We start from the raw sequence: 19279 nt of genomic DNA on the forward strand, positions 1-19279 counted from the left end.
TAGCAAATATTTTAACGCATCCAAACAAGGGACTCGATGAATACAGCGCTGCTAGCTAAACAATCATTAATCGAACAGAATCAAACGCTTTTAGCAAGGTTCAAGGCCAAAACCCCGATTGAAGAGCTAGTGACTCAGCGCTGTCAGTTTGTCGACTCCCTTATAAAACAGGCCTGGTTGCAACACGGCCTAGATCAATACCCCATCGCCCTGATTGCCGTTGGTGGCTATGGTCGCGGTGAGTTACATCCGCACTCTGATGTCGATTTGCTATTCCTCTTCGAGGGCGAGTTAGCTGCGGTAGCGGAAGCCGCGCTCAGCGAGTTTATCGCCTTTTTGTGGGATGCTAGTCTTGAGATTGGTCATAGCGTCCGCACCCTTGATGATACGCTACGCCTTGGGCGAGACGACATTACCATCGCCACTAATTTGCTTGAAGCGCGCTTGCTTTCAGGGCCTGAAAGTCTGTTTGACCAGCTCTACGATGCCATTCGTCAAAGCGATTTTTGGACCTCCAGTCAGTTCTTTATCGCTAAGCGCGATGAACAAACGGCCCGCCATGCCAAGGCGAGTGCCTTCGATCTTGAGCCCAATATCAAAAGTTGCCCCGGCGGCCTTCGGGACATTCAAACCATCGCCTGGGTTGCCATGCGCCACTTTGGCGCCTCACGCTTAGAAGAACTGGTGCAATACGAATTTTTAGAACCCGCCGAATTAGAAGAGCTGCTCGAGTGTCAGCACTTTCTGTGGAAGTTGCGTTTTGCCCTGCACATGACTGTCGGGCGTGATGAAAACCGCCTGCTGTTCGATGTCCAGCGCCAAGTGGCTGAGTTGATGGGATACGAAGACGCGACCCAACTTGCTGTTGAGCAGATGATGAAACGTTACTATCGCACGGTGCGCCGCGTGATGGAACTCAACGAAATGCTGCTGCAACTGTTTAAGCGGGCAACTCTTGGTCAAACGAAAGCTTTAGAAATTCAAGCGATTGACAATAACTATCAGCGCCGTGGTGCCTTTATCGAGGCCCTAAGTGACGATTTATTCGACAGCGGTGAAGAAATTGTACGTTTGTTTGTCCATGTCGCGAAAAACTCTAATATTAAAGGCATTTATGCGCCTACCCTACGCTCACTGAGACGTGCTCGCCGAGCACAGCAGCAACCTTTGCAAGAAAATCCTCAGTGCCGCCAAGCCTTTATGGAGATCTTAAAACATCCACGCGGTATTGCAGCCTTATCGCTGATGCATAAACACGGGGTGCTGTCGGCCTATTTGCCCGCATGGCGCAATATCGAAGGCCAAATGCAGTTTGACCTGTTCCACGCCTATACGGTGGATGAACACACCCACAGATTGCTCCTCAATATCGAGCGCTTCTCGCAGCCAGAACAAAAAGAAGAGTTTCCTTTAGGCTCAGTGCTTATCAATCAGTTACCGAAAAAAGGTTTGTTAGTACTCGGCGCGATTTTCCACGATATCGCCAAGGGCCGCGGCGGCGATCACAGCAAGCTTGGCTCAAGCGATGCCCTAGCCTTCTGTAAACTTCATGGCTTGAACGACCACGATGGCCGCTTAGTCGCTTGGTTAGTTGAAAATCACTTAGTAATGTCGGTAACCGCCCAGCGCCGTGATATTTCCGACCCCGATGTGGTGGCCGACTTTGCCAGCAAGGTGCGCGATGCGGTGCATTTAAGTTATTTGTACTGTTTAACCGTGGCCGATATCTGCGCCACTAACGAAAAGACCTGGAATAACTGGAAAGGCTCATTGCTACGCGACTTATATTTTTCAACCCAAAGGGTGCTCGCTCGCGGCAAAGAAAAGCCCGTCGATATTCGGGCCCGAGTACGCGAATACCAAGCCAAGGCGAAAAAAGAACTACTGCGGCGCGGCATTAAAGAAAAAGATTTAGATACCCTTTGGCAACGCTTTAAGGCCGACTACTTTTTGCGCCACCAGCCCAATCAAGTCGCTTGGCATGCTGAAGCCATCCTCAAGCATAAGCAGTTGGATGAGCCCTTAGTGCTCGTTTCAAAACACACGACCCGCGGCGGCACAGAGCTGTTTGTTTATTGTCAGGACAGACCTAAGTTATTTGCTACCGTGATGGCGGTGCTTGATAATAAAAATATTAACGTCCACGATGCTAACATCATGACATCAAAGGACAATTATGCTCTCGATACCTTTGTTATTCTCGAGCAAGACGGCGAACCCGTCAGCCAACTCTCGCGCATACAAAGTATCCGTAAAGCCCTTGAAAAAGCGCTCGCCAGTGATAACCCCAAACTGCCACGCTTTAGAAAACTGTCGCGCAAGATGAAACCTTTTAATGTTCCCACTCAGGTGAGTTTCCTTGAGAGTAACCGTCATGGTACAAGTATGATGGAACTCATTGCCTTGGATACGCCGGGATTATTAGCTAAAGTGGGCGATATTTTTTATCGCTGCAACACCACTTTGCTCTCCGCCAAGATCACTACCATCGGCGAGCGAGCGGAAGACTTTTTTATTTTGCAAACCAATGATGGCTTGCAACTCAATGAAAACCAAGAGCATACGCTCAAGGAAGCCTTGATTAGCGCACTGAGCGCCATCAACACAGAGTCAACCAATTAACCACAACGGGAGAAGTAAATGGAGGCTTTACGCCAACGTATTGAGGCCGCTTTTGAAGCGCGTGCCGACATCACACCAAGCACTGTTGACGCTAGCGTGCGTAACGATGTGCAACATGTCATCAATATGCTCGACAAGGGTGAACTGCGCGTCGCTGAAAAAATCGACGGCCAATGGCATGTTCATCAATGGTTGAAAAAGGCGGTGTTACTGTCATTCCGTATTTTTGATAACGCAGTTATCGATGGCGCCGAAACCAAATATTTTGACAAAGTGCCGTTAAAGTTTGCCGAGTATGACGAGGCCCGCTTTAAAGCCGAAGCCATCCGCGTGGTGCCTTCAGCCACTGTTCGTAAAGGCTCTTTTATCGGTAAAAACACTGTGTTAATGCCCTCTTACGTGAACCTTGGCGCCTACGTTGACGAAGGGACCATGGTTGACACTTGGGCAACTGTGGGTTCATGCGCGCAAATTGGTAAAAACGTGCATTTATCTGGTGGTGTAGGCATTGGTGGGGTATTGGAGCCGCTGCAAGCTGGCCCGACTATTATCGAAGATAACTGCTTTATCGGCGCACGCTCTGAAATTGTCGAAGGCGTTGTGGTAGAAGAAGGCTCGGTGATATCCATGGGCGTTTATATCGGCCAAAGTACCCGTATTTATGACCGTGAAACGGGCGAAATCCACTATGGCCGCGTACCAGCTGGCTCTGTAGTCGTATCCGGTAACCTGCCCTCAGCATGTGGCAAATACAGCCTATACGCTGCGATTATCGTCAAGAAAGTGGATGCAAAAACCCGCGGCAAAGTGGGGATCAACGAACTGTTACGTATCGTCGATTAATCGTTTCGCTACATTGCGGGATAACAAAATGCCAAGCAGCCTGCTTGGCATTTTTTATCTACTGAGTTCCGTTAAATTAAACGCTCGACATCCTGGCGTAACTTATTCGCCATTGCTATTGCACGCCAGCCGATTACGCCTATTGCATGTTGCGCCTTATTCACAACCACCAAAAACTCAGAGTCAGACTCATTAAGTTGCTGCAGCGCATCTTCTGAAGTCGCCACATCACTAATTAAAGGAACAGAATGCTCCATGATTTGATGAGCTTTTTTACGCAAAAAAGCCCTATCCTGTTCTCGCTCGGCTGCACTGCCAATGAGGGGGCTGAGCCAGTAGTCCAATAATCTTTGGGTGATAACGCCAATGAGGTGATGTTCTTCATCCTGTACAACAGCCACCTTAGCATGGGCGTGAGCAAGTAGTCGTTTAATGTCGGCTAACTCATGGTCCAAAGTGACTGTCACTACCGGGTCTAGCGCGGCAGAACCGATATGATCGCTAATACTAATTTCACGGTTAATAAGTACCTCTAAACAGGTTTCAACTATATCATGATCAAATAAGGTCCCTTTACCCGCCCGAAGCACTTCTGTCATCTTCGCCAATCCCAATGAAGGACGATAGGGTCGGTGTGATAGGATTGAATCAGCAACATCGGCAACGGCAATAATTTTAGCCTCATAGAGAATCGCTTTATCCTTTAATCCCAAGGGATAACCCGATCCATCGAGCCGCTCATGATGCTGTAATATCATTTGTTTAATCGGCCAGGGAAATTCGACATCCTCTACAATTTCCGCTCCATGTTGTGGATGAGTTTGAATTAAGGCGTATTCTTCTTTGGATAATTTTGAAGGTTTAGTCAAAATCTGTGATGGTATTGCAAGCTTTCCTATGTCATGCACTAGTGCACCAATTTTTAGCCCCTCTAAACGCTGCGGCTCAAGCCCGAGCTTTTCACCTATAAGATAGCTTAATTGGGCCACCGACTTTTGATGCCCCGCGGTATAGGCATCCTTAAGTTCTAATGCCTCGGAAATGGCGCTGATAAGCTGGGTTAACGATTGGGATAATTGCTCCTTTTGCGCCTTAATAATTTTGGACTGCCGCGATACTGCCCGCAAACTGCGGGGAAGCTCAATCGAATGCCATAAAATACTCGCAAAAGTGAGCAATGAGCGGGCATCTTGACGACTGTAGGGGTCACTTCGCCCAACGACGCAAATAATTCCCATCAACCGATTTCGAAATAAAATGGGCACCGCTAAATAGCGTTCCTCAAGCAGTAATTTATCGAATACTCCCTGAGCATTCGCGGGCCTACCTAGGCTATTTTTAATGATGGGCTTAAAGTTTTGAGCGCATTCAAGCCAGACAAGACTTTCAGTTTCAGGAGCTTGAGTCTCTTCTTCGACAATTTCTGGCAGGTCAATCTTAGATTGAGGGTATTGGGTTCTGGCCGCCAAGCTAAGCAATTTCGATTTTTCGTTATGTAAAAGAATAAACCCATACCGACTACTGCTGAGTGCGACAGATTTGGCTACCGCAACCCGGAAAACATCCTCAGGAGAAGACCTAATCACTTCTTCAATATGCTGCAACCAAACATCGCTCGCTTGGATTACACGGCGATAATCTACGTGCAATTCTTTAATTTTGGGATCTTTAAAATTTATCTCAGATAAGATCAAGTACCATCCATTTTCAGGAACTGCATGCAAAGCGAAATGTACATTTGCGCCATTATTGTCCTGTAACTGGAAGCCTATATAGCCACCGCTACTATGCTCAATATCTGCACATAAATCAGTATCAAAAGCACTGAATAACTGGCAAATAGGTTTATTAATGATTTGCGCTGCTGAGCGGTTACAGCGCTCATAAAAGGCTTGGCTCATTTTTTGAACACGAAACTCTTTATCAAGTTGTGCCCAAGACAAATGCAAACCATCGGGGAGATCCATCGTTCCGACAATTAGACCGCGATTTGTTGACATCCAACCTCCATCCTTGATTAAAAATAGGAATGTAGACTCAAAAACTCATTAGGACATAAACAAAGTAAAAATCCTATTAAACATAAGGATAGCAAAGCGAATATAAGCCGCAGACTAAAACTGAAACATAAGATCCCCATCACGGTATGCGCAGGAGTATGTTGGGGATACTCAAATCAAATTTTACACCCTAAAACACTATGGTTTTATTGCCGTAAACCACCACTTGCTCATTTAACACTAATTGCAGCGCCTTGCTGAGAACACTTTTTTCAACGTCTCGGCCCGCTTTGGCCATTTCGAGTGCGCTGTAACTATGATCAACGGGGATCACATCCTGTTTGATAATCGGCCCTTCATCGAGGCAGTTGTTCACAAAATGCGCCGTCGCACCGATAATTTTCACCCCACGTTCCCAGGCTTGGCGGTAAGGAGCTGCACCAATAAAGGCTGGTAAGAAAGAGTGATGGATATTGATGATACGGTTTGGATATTCAGCAACAAAATCCGGCGTCAGCACCCGCATATATTTGGCAAGCACCAGATAGTCTGGCGCGTATTGCGACACCGCGGCCAACAACGCCTGCTCATGTTGAATTCTGTCGAGTCCTTCATGACTGACGAGATGAAAAGGAATATCAAACTTTTCAACAAGTTCTTTAAGTACATCGTGGTTGCCCACTACGGCGGCAATCTCAACATTTAAACCGCCATAATACGCTTTCATCAAGAGGTCGCCGAGACAATGTGCTTCTTTAGTGACTAATATAACAATGCGTTTCTTACCCGCACTCACTAAGGTCATATGATTTGGAACGGGTAATACTTGACGCAGATCCTGCAATAATTGCTCGCTGTTAAAGTGCCCCTCAAGCTCAGTGCGCATAAAAAATCTTCCCTGCGCATTATCCACAAATTCACTGTTTTTGATGATGTTAAGCTGATGGTTAAAGCAAACACTGGTGATTTTGGCGATAAGCCCTTGGGCATCGGCGCAATCTGTCATCAGGATTTTACGTGCTAAGGCGGGTTGTGCGTTGGAAACTACATGCTGTGACTGCAAAATCTGATCTCCTCTATGGTCCCTCACTCGAGTGTGCCATAGCCAATCCGCTGATACAGCATGAAAAGCTAATTTTTTGTATTAAAAAGTGAATTTATTGTGAGTTGACTTTATTAAACACAATAAATCAGTGATTAATTTTAATAAGCTGCAATGCTAACGCCGTGTATCTAAATAACGCTGCAACACTTTACGCAGAGTTTCAGCCTTAGTGCCATAGACCACTTGCACACCTTTCCCCATCACAATCACTCCCTTCGCGCCTAGCTGACTGAGTCGAACTTTATTAACTAACTCAGGGCTATGCACACTCAAACGTAATCGCGTTAAACAGGCATTGAGTTCAACGATGTTATCGCGACCACCTAATGCCGCAATAATTGCTCTTAAGCTCTCTTTGGAGCGATTGGCGTCATAGGATTCAAGCCGCCCTGGCGTTTTTAAATTAAATGCCAGAATACTTCCCCTAAACAAAATGTAATAAATCACCGCCGTAAGCGGCCCCAAGACTGCAAACCATCCCGTATTGCGGGACAGGGAAAATAGCAAAGTGAAGTCAACCAGTCCGTGGGAAAATACAATACTATGGTGAATATCAAGCATAATGCAGACAGAGTAAGCCAAGCCCGCCAGCATGACATGGATAAGAAACAAGATAGGCGCCACAAACATAAATGCAAACTCAATTGGCTCAGTCACACCTGTTAACCAACTGGCTGCCGCAGCGGAAAGCATAATACCCGCAACACGATTTCGCTCCGAGGCATCAGCGCAGCGCCAAATGGCCAGCGCCGCTGCTGGTAATCCCCACATTTTAATCAGGTAGCCCCCCGCTAAATTCCCTGCTTGCGGATCACCCGCTAAATAACGCGCCACTTCACCGCGTACCACTTCGGCGTCCTGCAACTGATATTGGCCAACTTCTAAATAAAATGGTGCATTCCAAATATGATGTAGCCCTAAAGGAATGAGTAAACGCTCAAGCGCACCATAAACACCAAACGCAATTGCAGGCTTTTGGTAAACAGCCCAATCAGAGACTCGCTCAATCAATAAGGAGATTGATGGCCATACATGGGCGAGTACATAACCTAACCCCATAGCCAACGGAATGATCAATAAAGAGGCGCTACGCCGCCCTTCGAAAAAGGAAAAAATCGCTGGCAGGCGAATATATTGGCTCCAACGCACCGCAAAGCAAGTCACGCCGCCAATCAGCATGCCGCCAGCAATCCCTGTATCTAAGGTATCCATGCCAAGAACTAACTGAGTTGGCAATTGGTATAAGTCAGCTAAAGCAGCCAAGGTTGCTGTCAACACGCCATAGCCAAACACCGCGGTAAATGCAGCAATCCCTTGATCTCGACAAAAACCAATCGCCACTGCCACCGCAAACAAAATCGGCATAATCGCGAAGATCAGCTTACCCACAGCCAGCATTAATACATTAAGTACTTCAGGCATAAAGGGAATTGGGCTTACCGTCAACCCAAGCATGACCCCAGCCGCGGGTAAAATGGCAATAGGGATTAACAGCGCTTGGCTTAAGCGCTGAGCAAATTTAAACCACTGCTGAGTGACCAAATGGCCTAAGCGGCGCGCTCGGATTTGACGATTTGGTTCCAGCTTTGCAGCCATTTTATCGCTTCGACCTCAGGTTCCATGGTTTCACAGGCGTCAATATCGAGACGCTCCACAACGGCTTTTGCGCCTAATTCACTCAGCAATGCATCCACTGACTTGCCTGCACCACAAAAGGTATCGTAACTTGAATCTCCCAGCGCAATAACACTGTATTTCAGCTCTGGCAAATAGGGAGCTGTTGTTTGGAGATGATAAAACCAAGGCTGGATATCATCGGGTAAATCCCCCTGCCCGGTGGTTGAGGTGACAACCACTAACAGCTCATCCTGTGGTGGTGTAAATTGGCTAATTTCATTCGGTTGCCACAATCTGGCTTCATAACCAAGTTCTGTCAGCGCTTTTTCTAAGGTTTCGGCGGTAAATTGTGCGCTACCATACACAGTGCCAAAGATCAGATTAACTTTTTTCATGATATACTCCGTCCCACATGCGTAAACGCAACTCAGCTGAAGTTACTTTATTGTTATGCTTTAGGGCAAGCAACAAGGTAAAATTTTATAAATTAAATCAAGTTATTGAGCATGAGGAACTAAACTGATGCGACAGAGCAATAGGCAAAAACACCTCAAGCACCAACATAAAAGCACTCAAATTAGACGTAAACATTACTTTCATGCCGCACAGCAAAACCTGCAAACGCCACTTAAGCCCACCACGGGATTTTCAAGCTTAGTCACCTTAATGCAAGAACTAAAGCTAGCGAGTAGCTAAGCTGTTAACATCAGGGCCAACAGCAAGTGAACAGACCACACTATCTTAGTCACGCAAATAAACACGTGGCGACCTAATACATTTCAGCTTAACCCGCAATCAATATGCTGGGTGTGGAAGATAATGCGCTATCATCCCAACCTAGGCGAGCAAAAACGGTTTCCCATTCAGGCTCAAGCTCTGTTTCAATGCTTAAGCGCTCATGGGTTATCGGGTGAGTGAAGGTTAATTTTTTCGCAATCAGCCATAGTCGATTGATGTCAAAATGGGTTCTAAAAAATGCATTTTGCTTACCATCACCATGGGTGGTATCACCAATAATCGGATGACGTAAGTGCGCCATATGGCGTCTTAGTTGATGCTTGCGCCCCGTTTTAGGACTCAGTTTAACTAAAGCAAATCGACTCGTTGCATAACGTCCTGACGGATAGGGGATTTCAGCATTGAGTAGCGGTTCATATTGAGTCACCGCTTCTTGGGCTGCTTTATCTTGATTTGAGAACTTATCCGCCACTTCATCCAATTCCACCTTGAGCGCATAATCCAATACACCACTCTCGTGCATATTGCCACGCACCAACGCTAGGTACTGTTTTTCGATACTATGGTCGGCAAATTGTTCGCAAAGCGCGTTAGCCACTTCACTATTTTTGGCAAATAACAACACGCCAGAGGTCGGTCTATCTAAACGATGTACCGGAAACACATGACACTCCACCAGATCGCGTGTTAATTGCATCGCAAAAAAACGTTCACGGCGTGCCAAATAACTGCGATGCACCAGCAATCCCGCAGGTTTGTGGATAGCAACGAGATGCTCGTCTTGATATAAAATGTGCAGTTCAGGCGCGGCTTCTACATCATCACTATCGGTATTCAATTGCTTACTCTCTGGTATATCTAACCAGATATCATCTTGGTTCATTTAACAATATATCCAATTCATTTAAGACACCGATTAAGGGTGCTAATGTCGCCTGCTCAGACCACACATGTTCAGCCATAGGCGCAATGGCAATTTGGCTAGGCAAGGGTTGTCCAGCATCGATCAATGCTTGCATTCGCGGGATAAAGATAAACTGTAACCATTGTTCAAACGACATAAGATCGCAGGCAAACGGCGCAGTACTGGCCATCGCTTTATCACTTGGCGCATTGGCCGACCAAAGTCCAACACCTTGGAGCTCGTGAATAATTTGGGCTAATTTTATTTGAGTTTGGCTGTAAAGCATCAATGTAACGTCCTTTAGCTCGCTGTCACTAGAAGATAACGCTCAGCGACAGGGGGCGATAAAAGTGTGGCAATCATACCATCGTGAACAACTTCCCCCTATAATGTCGCCAATTTATTGAGCCTTTTTGATTGATATAGCAGCCAAATGACTGAAATTACTACGCTTAGCCAATTTTTAACGACAGCCAAAACCCAATTCCAAGTCTATGAACTGGGTCGAAGGGTACAGCACATCGATATGTTGGCCTTCCATCAAATCGAATCTCTAGCCACACCTTATCCCTACCCTATTCAAGGCCATGCACAGTTTGCCATTGTTTTTTGGAATGAAAGCCAGCAGCATTTTATTTGGTTCCTCAAGCTTCCTTTAGATGAGCAAGGTCTACTCTCGCCTGCACCCCGTTCACAATTTATTGAAATGGTGCTCACGGCACTGGGACAAGATCCAACTCAGCCATTAACCGATGAACAGCAGGATCGCCTCGCCAATAATCCATTTAGTTTTAAACCTAGCCAAGAGAAACTAGCGTTATTCAACGCCTTAGTGCGTAAGCAATTAGGGTTAAAGGCATCAATCCAATATGAATTTGCCATGCAATACTTATCAGGCCAAATTGCTCCGAGTGAATGGCAACATATTGGCCTGCAAGGTTTGAGTGATGTTTGTGTCCGTCTCAATGAATTAGATCATGAGCAACATATACTTGCCAGTTTTGACCATGCCGCCATTGAAGTGCAAATCGCTCTATGCCAGTGCCTCGAACATCTACAGTTGACTGAGGCTATTGCGGAGAAGATCTTTAGTAAGTTCATCAAGGCACCTAATGAGTACCAATCCTATTACATGCGAGCATTAGCATCACAGTCTGAATTAAGCCAACAAGCCTTAGCCCACTTACAGCATACAGACCAGCTTGATGCAAACGCCCTCATCAGTATTGCAGGTCGAAATTGGTCGATACTAAAGCAAGAGCTGAGTCGCAGTATTTACTTAGAAGCACTTGCACTTCAGCCGCAAGCCTTTTTTAATCAGGTCTTTGCTGATATTGTGGCTATTCCTAATTTACGCAATCACTTACTGCGTGAATTACGAAATCCCAATCGTAGTGTTCAACTATCACAAGCCATTGGTGGCTTGTTTAAGGCTGCAAGTAAATGATGTCAGATCTTCTGTTAATTATTGCGCTGATTGTCGTTGCCGCTTTCTTTTGGCAACTTCGTCAAATGGCAGAATTAAGCCGTATTTTTGCTGAAAAAGAATGCTGTAGACAAAAAGTACAACTATTAGCGATCGCAATGGAAACCGCTCGTCCTAGCCTTGGCGGCACTACCGGGATCTGTTGGAAGGCAAAGTATCTATTCGAGTTCAGCACAGATGGTATAAATCAATATCGTGGTCATATATGGATGCTAGGTAAAAAAATTCAAAAGATTGAATGGCCTATATTCCCAGAACCCGAATGGCAAGAAGCACCGACGACGAAAGGTAAATTTGGTGGCTGTGGGAGCCAAAGTAGTTGTAGCTCTGGCAAGTGTCATTAAGTCACTGCCGTTGACCTTTGAGCTGAATTGATCACGCCAAGCCGTATTGATAACACTCAGCCATAGCGCGGCTCAACATCTGCATCATCTGTATGAATACCAAAAAGAAAGGGCGTGCTCCTAAGATCACGCCCTTCTGTTCTTTGTTAAGCTATCCCGCTATTTTCGTGCTCCCTGCACCATCCATGCGTCAACTTGCATCCTGCATCATCCCTGTTCAATCCTTGATATCTCCCTGTACTCAAGTACATCCCTACCTCTTGGCGTTCCTTTTACCAAGCTTGCTCTTTCCTGAGCGGTTCCAGCATCATCCATGAAATAGGTTAAGTTGCTTCCTTTCTGCTGCACTCCTTGTGCCATCGCAATCCTGTGCAACTAGGCTATCTATCCGTGATAGTCTATCCTTCCGTGGTTCGTAACGCTTTCATCCTGAAAGTCTTTCCTTACCATTCCGTGAGTGTTAATCCATTAAACACTGTCCGGCCATCCTGACCGCTAACATCCTGTTGTCTCTCGCTCCCTCTGCAAATGAATCTTAGGATAGTCATGATGAAATTTGCGCTAGTTAAAATAAAAAGATAAGCCGCAATAATAACGACATAATTAAAAGCAAAACCTAACACACTGATTAAACTATATTTGATGGAATATGACGGTTTTTATCAGTCAAAAAACTTACAAATTACTTACATACTTGTGAGACATATCTCACAAAGAAACTGGCAATTTTAATCCTCTCAACTAATTTAGTTTGCTTGCCAAGAAAGACTCAGAACCAACCAAGCCGTAAATCGCCGCATAAAGGAGCAATAATCGACAATCTCTTTTATCCCACTACCGTTAAAATTATAAAAATGGACATTTTGACACAGAACTATGAACAGCCTCTAAGCGACGCCAAGTTCCATATACTCTGGTTAGTATCAACCACTAGAACCAAGCAACTCAAAAGTATCATTGCGCATTGTTATCAATGTATAAGCGGGTTGATATTAGAATCTTGATGAGCTGTGAACTGGGTGATTGGACGGATTTGCAATTCAATATTTAGAAAATGCCTGGATACAAGCTGCGGCTTCAAAAGACAAAAAAGAAAAGGGCGTACTGTGTACGCCCCATTTATTCTCTGTAAGCCATCCTGCTTATTTGTGCTCCCTGCACCATCCATGCGTTTACGTGCATCCTACAGCATCCCTGTATCCCTAATCCTCCCTGTGTTATGGCTTAACCATAACACTCAATCCTTTGACCCGGAAATCCTATTCCGGCACCAGTCACATCCTATGACTCATTCCATAATGCATCCTGCTCAATGCCTTCCATAGACGAGTACAAGCTGTTCACCCTTATACTTATCCCTTAACTCGATACATCCTGCACCGAGTACATGCTTAATCCTTAAGCTTGTCCTTTATCATCCTGAAACCTGTCGTCCTAACAAGTATTATATCCTGTATCATCCTTGACAAAGCTATCCTGCTTTTCCTTAGCCTATCCTTGGTTTATGACAGTTTTCCTACCGCCAGAGGTTCAAATCCAAAATCCAAGAACCTAAATTAGTTGCTTCTTGCGTCCGTTTCGCCTGTATTGCAATCCGTGCTATCCATGTGTTTTGGCGACAAATAAATTCTACGTGAATTCTGTCTTTGTTGTTCCCACATAAGAACAACAACCCAGAAAAATCTCATTCAACCAGCAAAGTGGAATTTGTAACAAATTGAAATTAAATAACTTTTAAAACTACAGATTATAAAACAATCAACAGAAAAACATATTGTCTTACAGGCTTTGTAAGCGATCTCTCACACACTTGTCAGCTTCTTACCGGAATATCAGATTCAATACTTTACTTTTCCCAAAAGAATTTGGACAAACATCACCCAATCCCCCATCAAGCTGTACAAAGGATATTGAAAGGTCGCAGGTCGATTACGCTCAAAGACAAAATGACCAACCCAAGCAAATCCATACCCCACTAGCGGGATCAGCATCAACAACCACCATGCGGCAGTGATAAATGCAGCCCCTAATAATAACAATACCAGAATACTTCCAATAAAATGTAGCCGCCGACAACGACTGTCTTGATGCTGGGAGAGATAGAAAGGATAAAACTCAGCGAAAGAGCGATAACGTTCATTCATCTTGTTGGCCTGTATAAAAAAGTAATTGCCCAGCCACACTACCAATAGTCAATTCACCCAAGAAAACAAAATCATGTTGTTTAAATAAATGCATATGAGCTTCCTGCGAGGTGAATACCCCAATACCTTCAAGATTTGGCTGCTCATCGCACCAACTCACTACCGCTTGAACAAGTTGATGGCCCAGCCCTTTACCTTGCTCGTTTGGCGCTAAAGCAATAAATTGCAAAATCCCACAACGCTGGCTGGGTAACAGTTCCAAAATAATCGATTCCTTTTTCATCATAGCTTGGGTCGATTGCCACCCCGTACCCAGCAACATTTTGAGCCGCCAGTGCCAATAGCGACCTTCTCCGAGTGGCACTTCTTGGGTGACAACGCAAGCAACCCCCACTAAATGAGCACCATCGAAGAGTCCGATTAAGGCCTGCTTTTGTTGCCATAGAGTATTGAGTTCTTCGCGAATTGCGGCGCGTAATTTTTGTTCGTAGGCAAATTTATCTGCGGTGGATAACGCATTAATAAAAAAGGGATCATCGTGATACGCATTGTAGATAATTGAAGCGGCCAAGCGTAAATCTTCTGCGGTGAGATAAACGGCACGATACTCATCCAAGGTTTTATTGTCCATTGTTAGAATTCCTTGATTTAGATCACACTCTTATGAGTCTTTATCAATGTATCAAGGAAACCCAAAAGTGCAAATTTTAATCATCGATTGCATTTCCTAAAGAGATGCATAACCTAGATAAAAAGCTAACCAAGGGAGAGATCGAATGGATACTACACCAATTGATTTAAGCCATCTATTTGAACAACTGGGATTAGAGAACCAACCCAATGCTATTGCGCAATTTATTGCGACTCACAAGCTTGCAGCACAAATACACTTAACTGAAGCGCCTTTTTGGACACAAGCGCAAAAGAGTTTTCTCGTCGAAGCCTTAGAGGCTGATGCACAATGGACCGAACTGATTGAGCAGCTTGATGCTCAGTTAAGAAAGCCCTAATTTTTTAGGGCTTTCAAGTGTATTTTGGGGAAGTTGGGGTTAAATCTTTTGATACGCAGTGTCGCCCCAACCTACTAAAACATGGTTACTCAAGACTACAGGCGTACATTCATCCTTAGTGGTTTTACCATCGCTATGGGAGTGCTGAGTGCGATAAAAGAGGACCAACACTTCTTTGTCTGCTTGTCCTGCGCTTTGTTGTAAATAGGACTCGCTAAAGTCTGCTGCTCCCATTAGCGTCATCACTTGGTCTTTGCTCATGCCAAGGCTGAGCTTAGTCAGATTAGTGCGGTTTTTATCCTGTGTTTTTTCCCAAGATTCGCTGCTATCCCACTTAGATTCACCATCGCCGACATTGACCACACAACCGCTAAGACCTAAGCTTGCTAACCCTAAAAACGTGACCGCGATGAGTTTGCGATTAATATTTGCGTTCATATTATGACTTCCTGTGTACTTGTTATAAAAATTGTTAAAAAGCAAAATCAATGCCAAACAGCAATACATTGATTTATAAGAACTAAAATAACCACATCACAGTAAGTTAGTGAAAAACACGATATACATTAAGGAATTTCACTTATTATGAGTCCCATTGACCAAGTGTTAGCAGCAGCCTGCGCACTCGAAGCCAGCGGTAAAACACCAAGCCTTGCCCTGATAAAAAGCCGTGTCGGTAACAAAATCCCTATGCCAATATTAATCCAAGGATTACAGCAATTTAAATCGGTACCTAAAGCCGAGCGGGAACGTTTAGCGGCCCAATCACAGCCCGTGGTTGAAGAAACACATACCACCGATGCTTCGCCACTCACAGTCGCCACATTGGCGCAACAGTTAGCCCAGTTGCAACAAGGCATTGAACAGGCCCTCGCGTTAAAAAACAACGAGATCATGCAACTCAGAAATGAACTTATCGAGCTGAAACAACGTGTCAGTCAACTCGAATCCCAAGGAAAATCCGCTTAATGTTTGTCACCGAATTGCGCTTTGAATGCTTTGCCGATACAACCATCAGTGCGGCAGAACGTGCCATCAATCAATTACTCGAAGCCTATCGCGCTAATGGTCAAATCCTCGGCCGCGAATTTGCCGTAGCCTTTAATGAGGGCGAATTTCGAGTACGTCTACTCACGCCGGAAAAAAACAGTTTGGCCCATCGTTACCACAGCCCTTGGGTGAAAAAAGCGCTGGCGGAATTAACCGAGGCTAAACTACTGGCGCCACGTGAAAAGTTTATCGGTCAGGATATTAATTCTGAGGTCAGTAACACTGAGCCGCCCAGCTGGCAGCTGCTCTACACTAGCTATGTGCATATGTGTTCCCCCCTGCGTAGTGGTGATAACTTATTACCTATTCCGCTGTATCAAATCCCTGCGACCTTTAATGGCGATCATAAGCGAGTTATCCGCTGGCAAACCGAGTGGCAAGCCTGTGATGAGTTACAAATGGCGGCCGCCACTAAGGCAGAATTTGCAGCGCTAGAAGAATTATCGAGCCCAAACAGTGATTTATTTAGACGAGGTTGGGACTTACGTGGCCGAATCGAATACCTTACTAAAATTCCCACTTACTATTATTTGTATCGCGTCGGAGGGCAGGATCTGCAATCTGAGCTGGCACGCCCCTGCCCGCGTTGTGGCAGCCACGACTGGAAACTCGATGAACCGCTATTAGATATGTTCCACTTTCGCTGCGAACCTTGCCGCATAGTGTCTAACTTGTCTTGGGATCATCAATAGCCTTGCCTTATTAAAGCCTAAACTCGACAGGCTAGATATGCATGTCGAGTTTACTATGTTTAGGCCTTGCTGCATTTCAACGCGCTTAACGCTTACCAATCAGGTTGTGCCACATACGTTTAAAGCTGGCAAAAATCCCAGGATGCTCGAGCGCTGGCATAGGCAATTCTTCATGTTTCACGGGTGGCGCGATACGTGGCGATAACGCCTCAATAAACGCCGCTAAACTCGGCGCCAATTGGGTAGAGGGAAGCTCGCCGGGGATTTCCACCCATACACTACCATCGGCATTATCCACCGTTAGCATCTTATCGCCCTCATCAAGCAAACCAATAAACCAGGTGGGCGGTTGCTTAAGTTTTTGCTTCATCATTAAGTGACCGATGATATTTTGCTGCAACGCGTCAAAATCCACCTCGTTCCATACCTGTAGTAATTCTCCTGTGCCCCATGGTGAATCAAATAGCACGGGCGCCGCAAAATACTCACCATAGAAGTAATTGATATCAGACCATAATTTAAGTTCAAGTGCATGCTCAACATTCGCAAAGCTGCCTACTTGTTCACGTTTAACAGGTAACCAGCTCACCGCATCATCGGATGATTCATCAAACTCTCCTTGAATGCACAAAGATGGCTCACCTCGCGGGTAATATCGCGGTAATTCGCCTAAAGTTGATAGGTAAGACTGATGATAGTTTTGCAAAAATTTATCGAGAGCAGGCAGACAAGACACTTAAGCACAATCCAATTTCGGGTATAATGTGCGCCTATTTTGACATGGAAACAGTATTGATGACACAGAATCACGATCCCTATAGTGATGCAAAAGAACTTGCGAGCTTAACTTTAGGTAAAGCTACTGATTACCAAGCCGAGTATGATGCATCGCTGCTGCAAGGGGTTCCTCGCTCACTTAACCGTAACGCTATCAACCTGACTGCGGAGAGTTTACCTTTCCACGGAGCCGATATCTGGACGGCCTATGAGCTGTCTTGGCTAAATGCCAAGGGTAAACCTATGGTGGCTATCGCCGACATTCAGCTAAGTCATGCAAGCCAAAATCTGATCGAGTCAAAATCCTTCAAACTGTATTTAAACAGTTTTAATCAAACCAAATTCGACAATCTCGATGCGGTGCAAAAAACCTTAGTTAAAGATCTAAGTGAATGTGCCCAAGGCGATGTTAACGTTAAGATTATTGAGCCTAAAAGTTTTGGAATTCAACGTGTCGTCGAACTGCCAGGCACTTGCATTGACGATCTGGATATTGAAGTCAGTGATTATGATTTTAATCCTGATTATCTTGAAAACAGCACAGATGAAAAACAGATTGTCGCAGAGACACTCAATTCTAATCTATTGAAATCAAACTGCTTAATTACCTCTCAACCCGATTGGGGCAGTGTGATGATCCGTTATCAAGGGCCAAAAATCGATCGCGAAAAATTACTGCGCTATTTGATTTCGTTCCGCCAACATAATGAGTTTCACGAACAGTGTGTCGAGCGAATTTTTGTCGACCTAAAACATTACTGTCACTGTGCTAAGTTAACTGTATACGCCCGCTACACCCGTCGTGGCGGCTTAGACATTAACCCCTACCGCAGTGACTTTGAGCATCCGGGTGAAAGCCACAGGTTAGCCAGACAGTAATAGATACCTTCTTACAACAATAAGATAAGCACGCAAAAAGCGCTGATTCACTCGCTACGAGCCTGAACCAGCGCTTTTTCATTTGTTGTCATGGTACTGGCACTAAGTAATAAGCTTCGTAACCATTGATGACTCGGGTTTTGGGTATATTTACTGCTCCACACCATATATAAATCAATTGGTCTTGTTTTTAGTGGCATAGGTAGTATTTGTAAGCCAAACATTTCAGCGTATTGACTGGCATAACGTAAAGGGGCGATACCTATCGCCTCACTTTTACCTACGGTTGCAAACATACTTAATAGAGAGGACTGTTCACTGTACATCCTGCGCCTTGGTAACACGCCTTCAGTAAACAAATCCCCCGCCGTCAAATTAAAACGCCGCAAATTTAAAAATACGTGTTTCTCCTCAAAATACTGTTGATGAGTAATGGCTCCATGAATACGAGGATGCTGCTTACTGGCAATACAGACTAAACTTTCAGTAAAGAGTAATTTGCTTGAGAGCAAAGTTTGCTGAGCGGGTTTAATATCGATCGCCACCGCAACCTGCTCAAGCAAGATATCACGATATAACTCAGCCTCCTGTGGCGGCGACTCACGAAAAATCACTTCGATATCCGCATCCAACAATAAAGCTTGCACACCTGCTTGCAGCGTTTCAATAACCGACTCATTGGCATATACATAAAAGCGCCGCTGGCTTGAGCGGGGATCAAAATGCTCAAACCCAAGTAATACGGTTTCGATATCGGCCATGGGTTGCTCAAATTTGCGATACATCTCTCGAGCTACTGCGGTTGGTTCAATTCCACGCCCAACCCGAGTAAACAGCGACTCTCCTACCCATGATCTCAATCGGCCAATGGCATTACTCACGGAAGACTGAGTTAAATCTAACTCCTGCGCCGCTTGGGTAAACGAACGTGTACGATAAACCACCATAAACACACGTAATAAGTTTAAATCTAACGGCTTTTGTGTCGGCATAGGGGAAACACTCATTCACAAGATAAATATTACAACCTAAGCTAACTCGAGTTATCTAAATATACAAGCTGGCTAT

General features: G+C 45.0%; 20 protein-coding genes. 9 read left to right on the top strand and 11 right to left on the bottom strand.

Annotated elements, in window-relative coordinates:
- Positions 1-36 precede the first annotated feature (36 nt).
- Both glnD and dapD read left to right on the top strand, forming a co-directional pair.
- On the top strand, positions 37-2622 hold the full coding sequence (gene glnD, locus FJD32_RS15090; RefSeq protein WP_047534636.1) for a bifunctional uridylyltransferase/uridylyl-removing protein GlnD: 2586 nt from the start codon (positions 37-39) through the stop codon (positions 2620-2622).
- A gap of 18 nt (positions 2623-2640) precedes the next feature.
- The gene (gene dapD, locus FJD32_RS15095; RefSeq protein ID WP_037416726.1) at positions 2641-3465 is read left to right on the top strand and encodes a 2,3,4,5-tetrahydropyridine-2,6-dicarboxylate N-succinyltransferase; all 825 of its coding nucleotides are present in this window, start codon (positions 2641-2643) and stop codon (positions 3463-3465) included.
- Between the two features lie 71 nt (positions 3466-3536).
- On the opposite strand, the gene FJD32_RS15100 is transcribed toward dapD, so the two are convergent.
- From FJD32_RS15100 to FJD32_RS15115, 4 genes are all read right to left on the bottom strand, one after another.
- The gene (locus FJD32_RS15100; protein WP_088585826.1) at positions 3537-5465 is read right to left on the bottom strand and encodes an HD domain-containing phosphohydrolase; all 1929 of its coding nucleotides are present in this window, start codon (positions 5463-5465) and stop codon (positions 3537-3539) included.
- 190 nt (positions 5466-5655) lie between these two features.
- Positions 5656-6471: a formyltetrahydrofolate deformylase gene (gene purU / locus FJD32_RS15105; RefSeq protein ID WP_037416965.1), complete on the bottom strand. Its 816-nt coding sequence runs from the start codon at positions 6469-6471 to the stop codon at positions 5656-5658.
- 213 nt (positions 6472-6684) lie between these two features.
- Positions 6685-8166 carry a PTS transporter subunit EIIC gene (locus FJD32_RS15110; protein ID WP_088585828.1) on the bottom strand — a complete coding sequence of 494 codons (1482 nt, stop codon included), beginning with the start codon at positions 8164-8166 and terminating at the stop codon, positions 6685-6687.
- A complete protein-coding gene (locus FJD32_RS15115) occupies positions 8118-8582 on the bottom strand; it encodes a flavodoxin (RefSeq protein WP_047534629.1) in 465 nt (154 codons plus the stop codon). The genes FJD32_RS15110 and FJD32_RS15115 overlap by 49 nt, the downstream gene beginning before the upstream one ends.
- A 127-nt stretch (positions 8583-8709) precedes the next feature.
- On the opposite strand from FJD32_RS15115, the gene FJD32_RS15120 reads away from it, so the two are divergent.
- Complete coding sequence (locus FJD32_RS15120) at positions 8710-8883, top strand: hypothetical protein (RefSeq protein WP_037416714.1); 174 nt, start codon at positions 8710-8712, stop codon at positions 8881-8883.
- Between the two features lie 88 nt (positions 8884-8971).
- Here the strand turns inward: FJD32_RS15120 and truC are convergent, their stop codons facing one another.
- A complete protein-coding gene (gene truC / locus FJD32_RS15125) occupies positions 8972-9808 on the bottom strand; it encodes a tRNA pseudouridine(65) synthase TruC (protein ID WP_140906856.1) in 837 nt (278 codons plus the stop codon).
- Complete coding sequence (locus tag FJD32_RS15130; protein WP_055648604.1) at positions 9795-10115, bottom strand: YqcC family protein; 321 nt, start codon at positions 10113-10115, stop codon at positions 9795-9797. The genes truC and FJD32_RS15130 overlap by 14 nt, the downstream gene beginning before the upstream one ends.
- A 147-nt stretch (positions 10116-10262) precedes the next feature.
- Between FJD32_RS15130 and FJD32_RS15135 the strand changes: the two genes are divergently transcribed.
- Entirely contained in the window at positions 10263-11276 is a 1014-nt protein-coding gene (locus tag FJD32_RS15135) for a DUF3549 family protein (protein WP_037416706.1), read from the top strand.
- On the top strand, positions 11273-11659 hold the full coding sequence (locus tag FJD32_RS15140; protein WP_047534621.1) for a DUF3301 domain-containing protein: 387 nt from the start codon (positions 11273-11275) through the stop codon (positions 11657-11659). The genes FJD32_RS15135 and FJD32_RS15140 overlap by 4 nt, the downstream gene beginning before the upstream one ends.
- Positions 11660-13497: 1838 nt before the next feature.
- Here FJD32_RS15140 and FJD32_RS15145 read toward each other — a convergent pair.
- A complete protein-coding gene (locus tag FJD32_RS15145) occupies positions 13498-13803 on the bottom strand; it encodes a DUF962 domain-containing protein (protein WP_037430048.1) in 306 nt (101 codons plus the stop codon).
- On the bottom strand, positions 13796-14434 hold the full coding sequence (locus tag FJD32_RS15150) for a GNAT family N-acetyltransferase (RefSeq protein WP_037430045.1): 639 nt from the start codon (positions 14432-14434) through the stop codon (positions 13796-13798). The genes FJD32_RS15145 and FJD32_RS15150 overlap by 8 nt, the downstream gene beginning before the upstream one ends.
- Before the next feature lie 145 nt (positions 14435-14579).
- Between FJD32_RS15150 and FJD32_RS15155 the strand changes: the two genes are divergently transcribed.
- Positions 14580-14813, top strand: coding sequence for a DUF2789 domain-containing protein (locus FJD32_RS15155; RefSeq protein WP_140906857.1), 234 nt, complete (start codon positions 14580-14582; stop codon positions 14811-14813).
- A gap of 39 nt (positions 14814-14852) precedes the next feature.
- On the opposite strand, the gene FJD32_RS15160 is transcribed toward FJD32_RS15155, so the two are convergent.
- Positions 14853-15251 carry a DUF3192 domain-containing protein gene (locus FJD32_RS15160; protein ID WP_047534614.1) on the bottom strand — a complete coding sequence of 133 codons (399 nt, stop codon included), beginning with the start codon at positions 15249-15251 and terminating at the stop codon, positions 14853-14855.
- Between the two features lie 147 nt (positions 15252-15398).
- Between FJD32_RS15160 and FJD32_RS15165 the strand changes: the two genes are divergently transcribed.
- Both FJD32_RS15165 and FJD32_RS15170 read left to right on the top strand, forming a co-directional pair.
- On the top strand, positions 15399-15782 hold the full coding sequence (locus FJD32_RS15165) for a hypothetical protein (protein ID WP_140906858.1): 384 nt from the start codon (positions 15399-15401) through the stop codon (positions 15780-15782).
- Positions 15782-16555 carry a Zn-ribbon-containing protein gene (locus FJD32_RS15170; protein WP_037416681.1) on the top strand — a complete coding sequence of 258 codons (774 nt, stop codon included), beginning with the start codon at positions 15782-15784 and terminating at the stop codon, positions 16553-16555. The genes FJD32_RS15165 and FJD32_RS15170 overlap by 1 nt, the downstream gene beginning before the upstream one ends.
- Before the next feature lie 85 nt (positions 16556-16640).
- Here FJD32_RS15170 and syd read toward each other — a convergent pair whose 3' ends face one another.
- Complete coding sequence (gene syd / locus FJD32_RS15175) at positions 16641-17291, bottom strand: SecY-interacting protein (protein ID WP_140906859.1); 651 nt, start codon at positions 17289-17291, stop codon at positions 16641-16643.
- A 59-nt stretch (positions 17292-17350) separates the two neighbouring features.
- Between syd and queF the strand changes: the two genes are divergently transcribed.
- Complete coding sequence (queF, locus tag FJD32_RS15180; RefSeq protein ID WP_037416675.1) at positions 17351-18211, top strand: NADPH-dependent 7-cyano-7-deazaguanine reductase QueF; 861 nt, start codon at positions 17351-17353, stop codon at positions 18209-18211.
- 47 nt (positions 18212-18258) lie between these two features.
- Here queF and FJD32_RS15185 read toward each other — a convergent pair whose 3' ends face one another.
- Entirely contained in the window at positions 18259-19203 is a 945-nt protein-coding gene (locus FJD32_RS15185) for a LysR family transcriptional regulator (protein ID WP_088585831.1), read from the bottom strand.
- Between the last annotated feature and the right edge of the window lie 76 nt (positions 19204-19279).

Origin of the sequence: Shewanella sp. LC6 (assembly GCF_006385735.2) — a bacterium.
Taxonomy (GTDB): domain Bacteria; phylum Pseudomonadota; class Gammaproteobacteria; order Enterobacterales; family Shewanellaceae; genus Shewanella; species Shewanella xiamenensis.

Coding starts and splice junctions, on each gene's coding strand:
- purU (WP_037416965.1), bottom strand. CDS start 6,471: ATGACAGATTGCGCCGATGCCCAAGGGCTTATCGCCAAAATCACCAGT.
- FJD32_RS15115 (WP_047534629.1), bottom strand. CDS start 8,582: ATGAAAAAAGTTAATCTGATCTTTGGCACTGTGTATGGTAGCGCACAA.
- FJD32_RS15135 (WP_037416706.1), top strand. CDS start 10,263: ATGACTGAAATTACTACGCTTAGCCAATTTTTAACGACAGCCAAAACC.
- FJD32_RS15140 (WP_047534621.1), top strand. CDS start 11,273: ATGATGTCAGATCTTCTGTTAATTATTGCGCTGATTGTCGTTGCCGCT.
- FJD32_RS15150 (WP_037430045.1), bottom strand. CDS start 14,434: ATGGACAATAAAACCTTGGATGAGTATCGTGCCGTTTATCTCACCGCA.
- FJD32_RS15120 (WP_037416714.1), top strand. CDS start 8,710: ATGCGACAGAGCAATAGGCAAAAACACCTCAAGCACCAACATAAAAGC.
- FJD32_RS15110 (WP_088585828.1), bottom strand. CDS start 8,166: ATGGCTGCAAAGCTGGAACCAAATCGTCAAATCCGAGCGCGCCGCTTA.
- FJD32_RS15170 (WP_037416681.1), top strand. CDS start 15,782: ATGTTTGTCACCGAATTGCGCTTTGAATGCTTTGCCGATACAACCATC.
- FJD32_RS15145 (WP_037430048.1), bottom strand. CDS start 13,803: ATGAATGAACGTTATCGCTCTTTCGCTGAGTTTTATCCTTTCTATCTC.
- queF (WP_037416675.1), top strand. CDS start 17,351: ATGACACAGAATCACGATCCCTATAGTGATGCAAAAGAACTTGCGAGC.
- FJD32_RS15155 (WP_140906857.1), top strand. CDS start 14,580: ATGGATACTACACCAATTGATTTAAGCCATCTATTTGAACAACTGGGA.
- FJD32_RS15165 (WP_140906858.1), top strand. CDS start 15,399: ATGAGTCCCATTGACCAAGTGTTAGCAGCAGCCTGCGCACTCGAAGCC.
- FJD32_RS15100 (WP_088585826.1), bottom strand. CDS start 5,465: ATGTCAACAAATCGCGGTCTAATTGTCGGAACGATGGATCTCCCCGAT.
- dapD (WP_037416726.1), top strand. CDS start 2,641: ATGGAGGCTTTACGCCAACGTATTGAGGCCGCTTTTGAAGCGCGTGCC.
- truC (WP_140906856.1), bottom strand. CDS start 9,808: ATGAACCAAGATGATATCTGGTTAGATATACCAGAGAGTAAGCAATTG.
- FJD32_RS15130 (WP_055648604.1), bottom strand. CDS start 10,115: ATGCTTTACAGCCAAACTCAAATAAAATTAGCCCAAATTATTCACGAG.
- FJD32_RS15185 (WP_088585831.1), bottom strand. CDS start 19,203: ATGCCGACACAAAAGCCGTTAGATTTAAACTTATTACGTGTGTTTATG.
- glnD (WP_047534636.1), top strand. CDS start 37: ATGAATACAGCGCTGCTAGCTAAACAATCATTAATCGAACAGAATCAA.
- FJD32_RS15160 (WP_047534614.1), bottom strand. CDS start 15,251: ATGAACGCAAATATTAATCGCAAACTCATCGCGGTCACGTTTTTAGGG.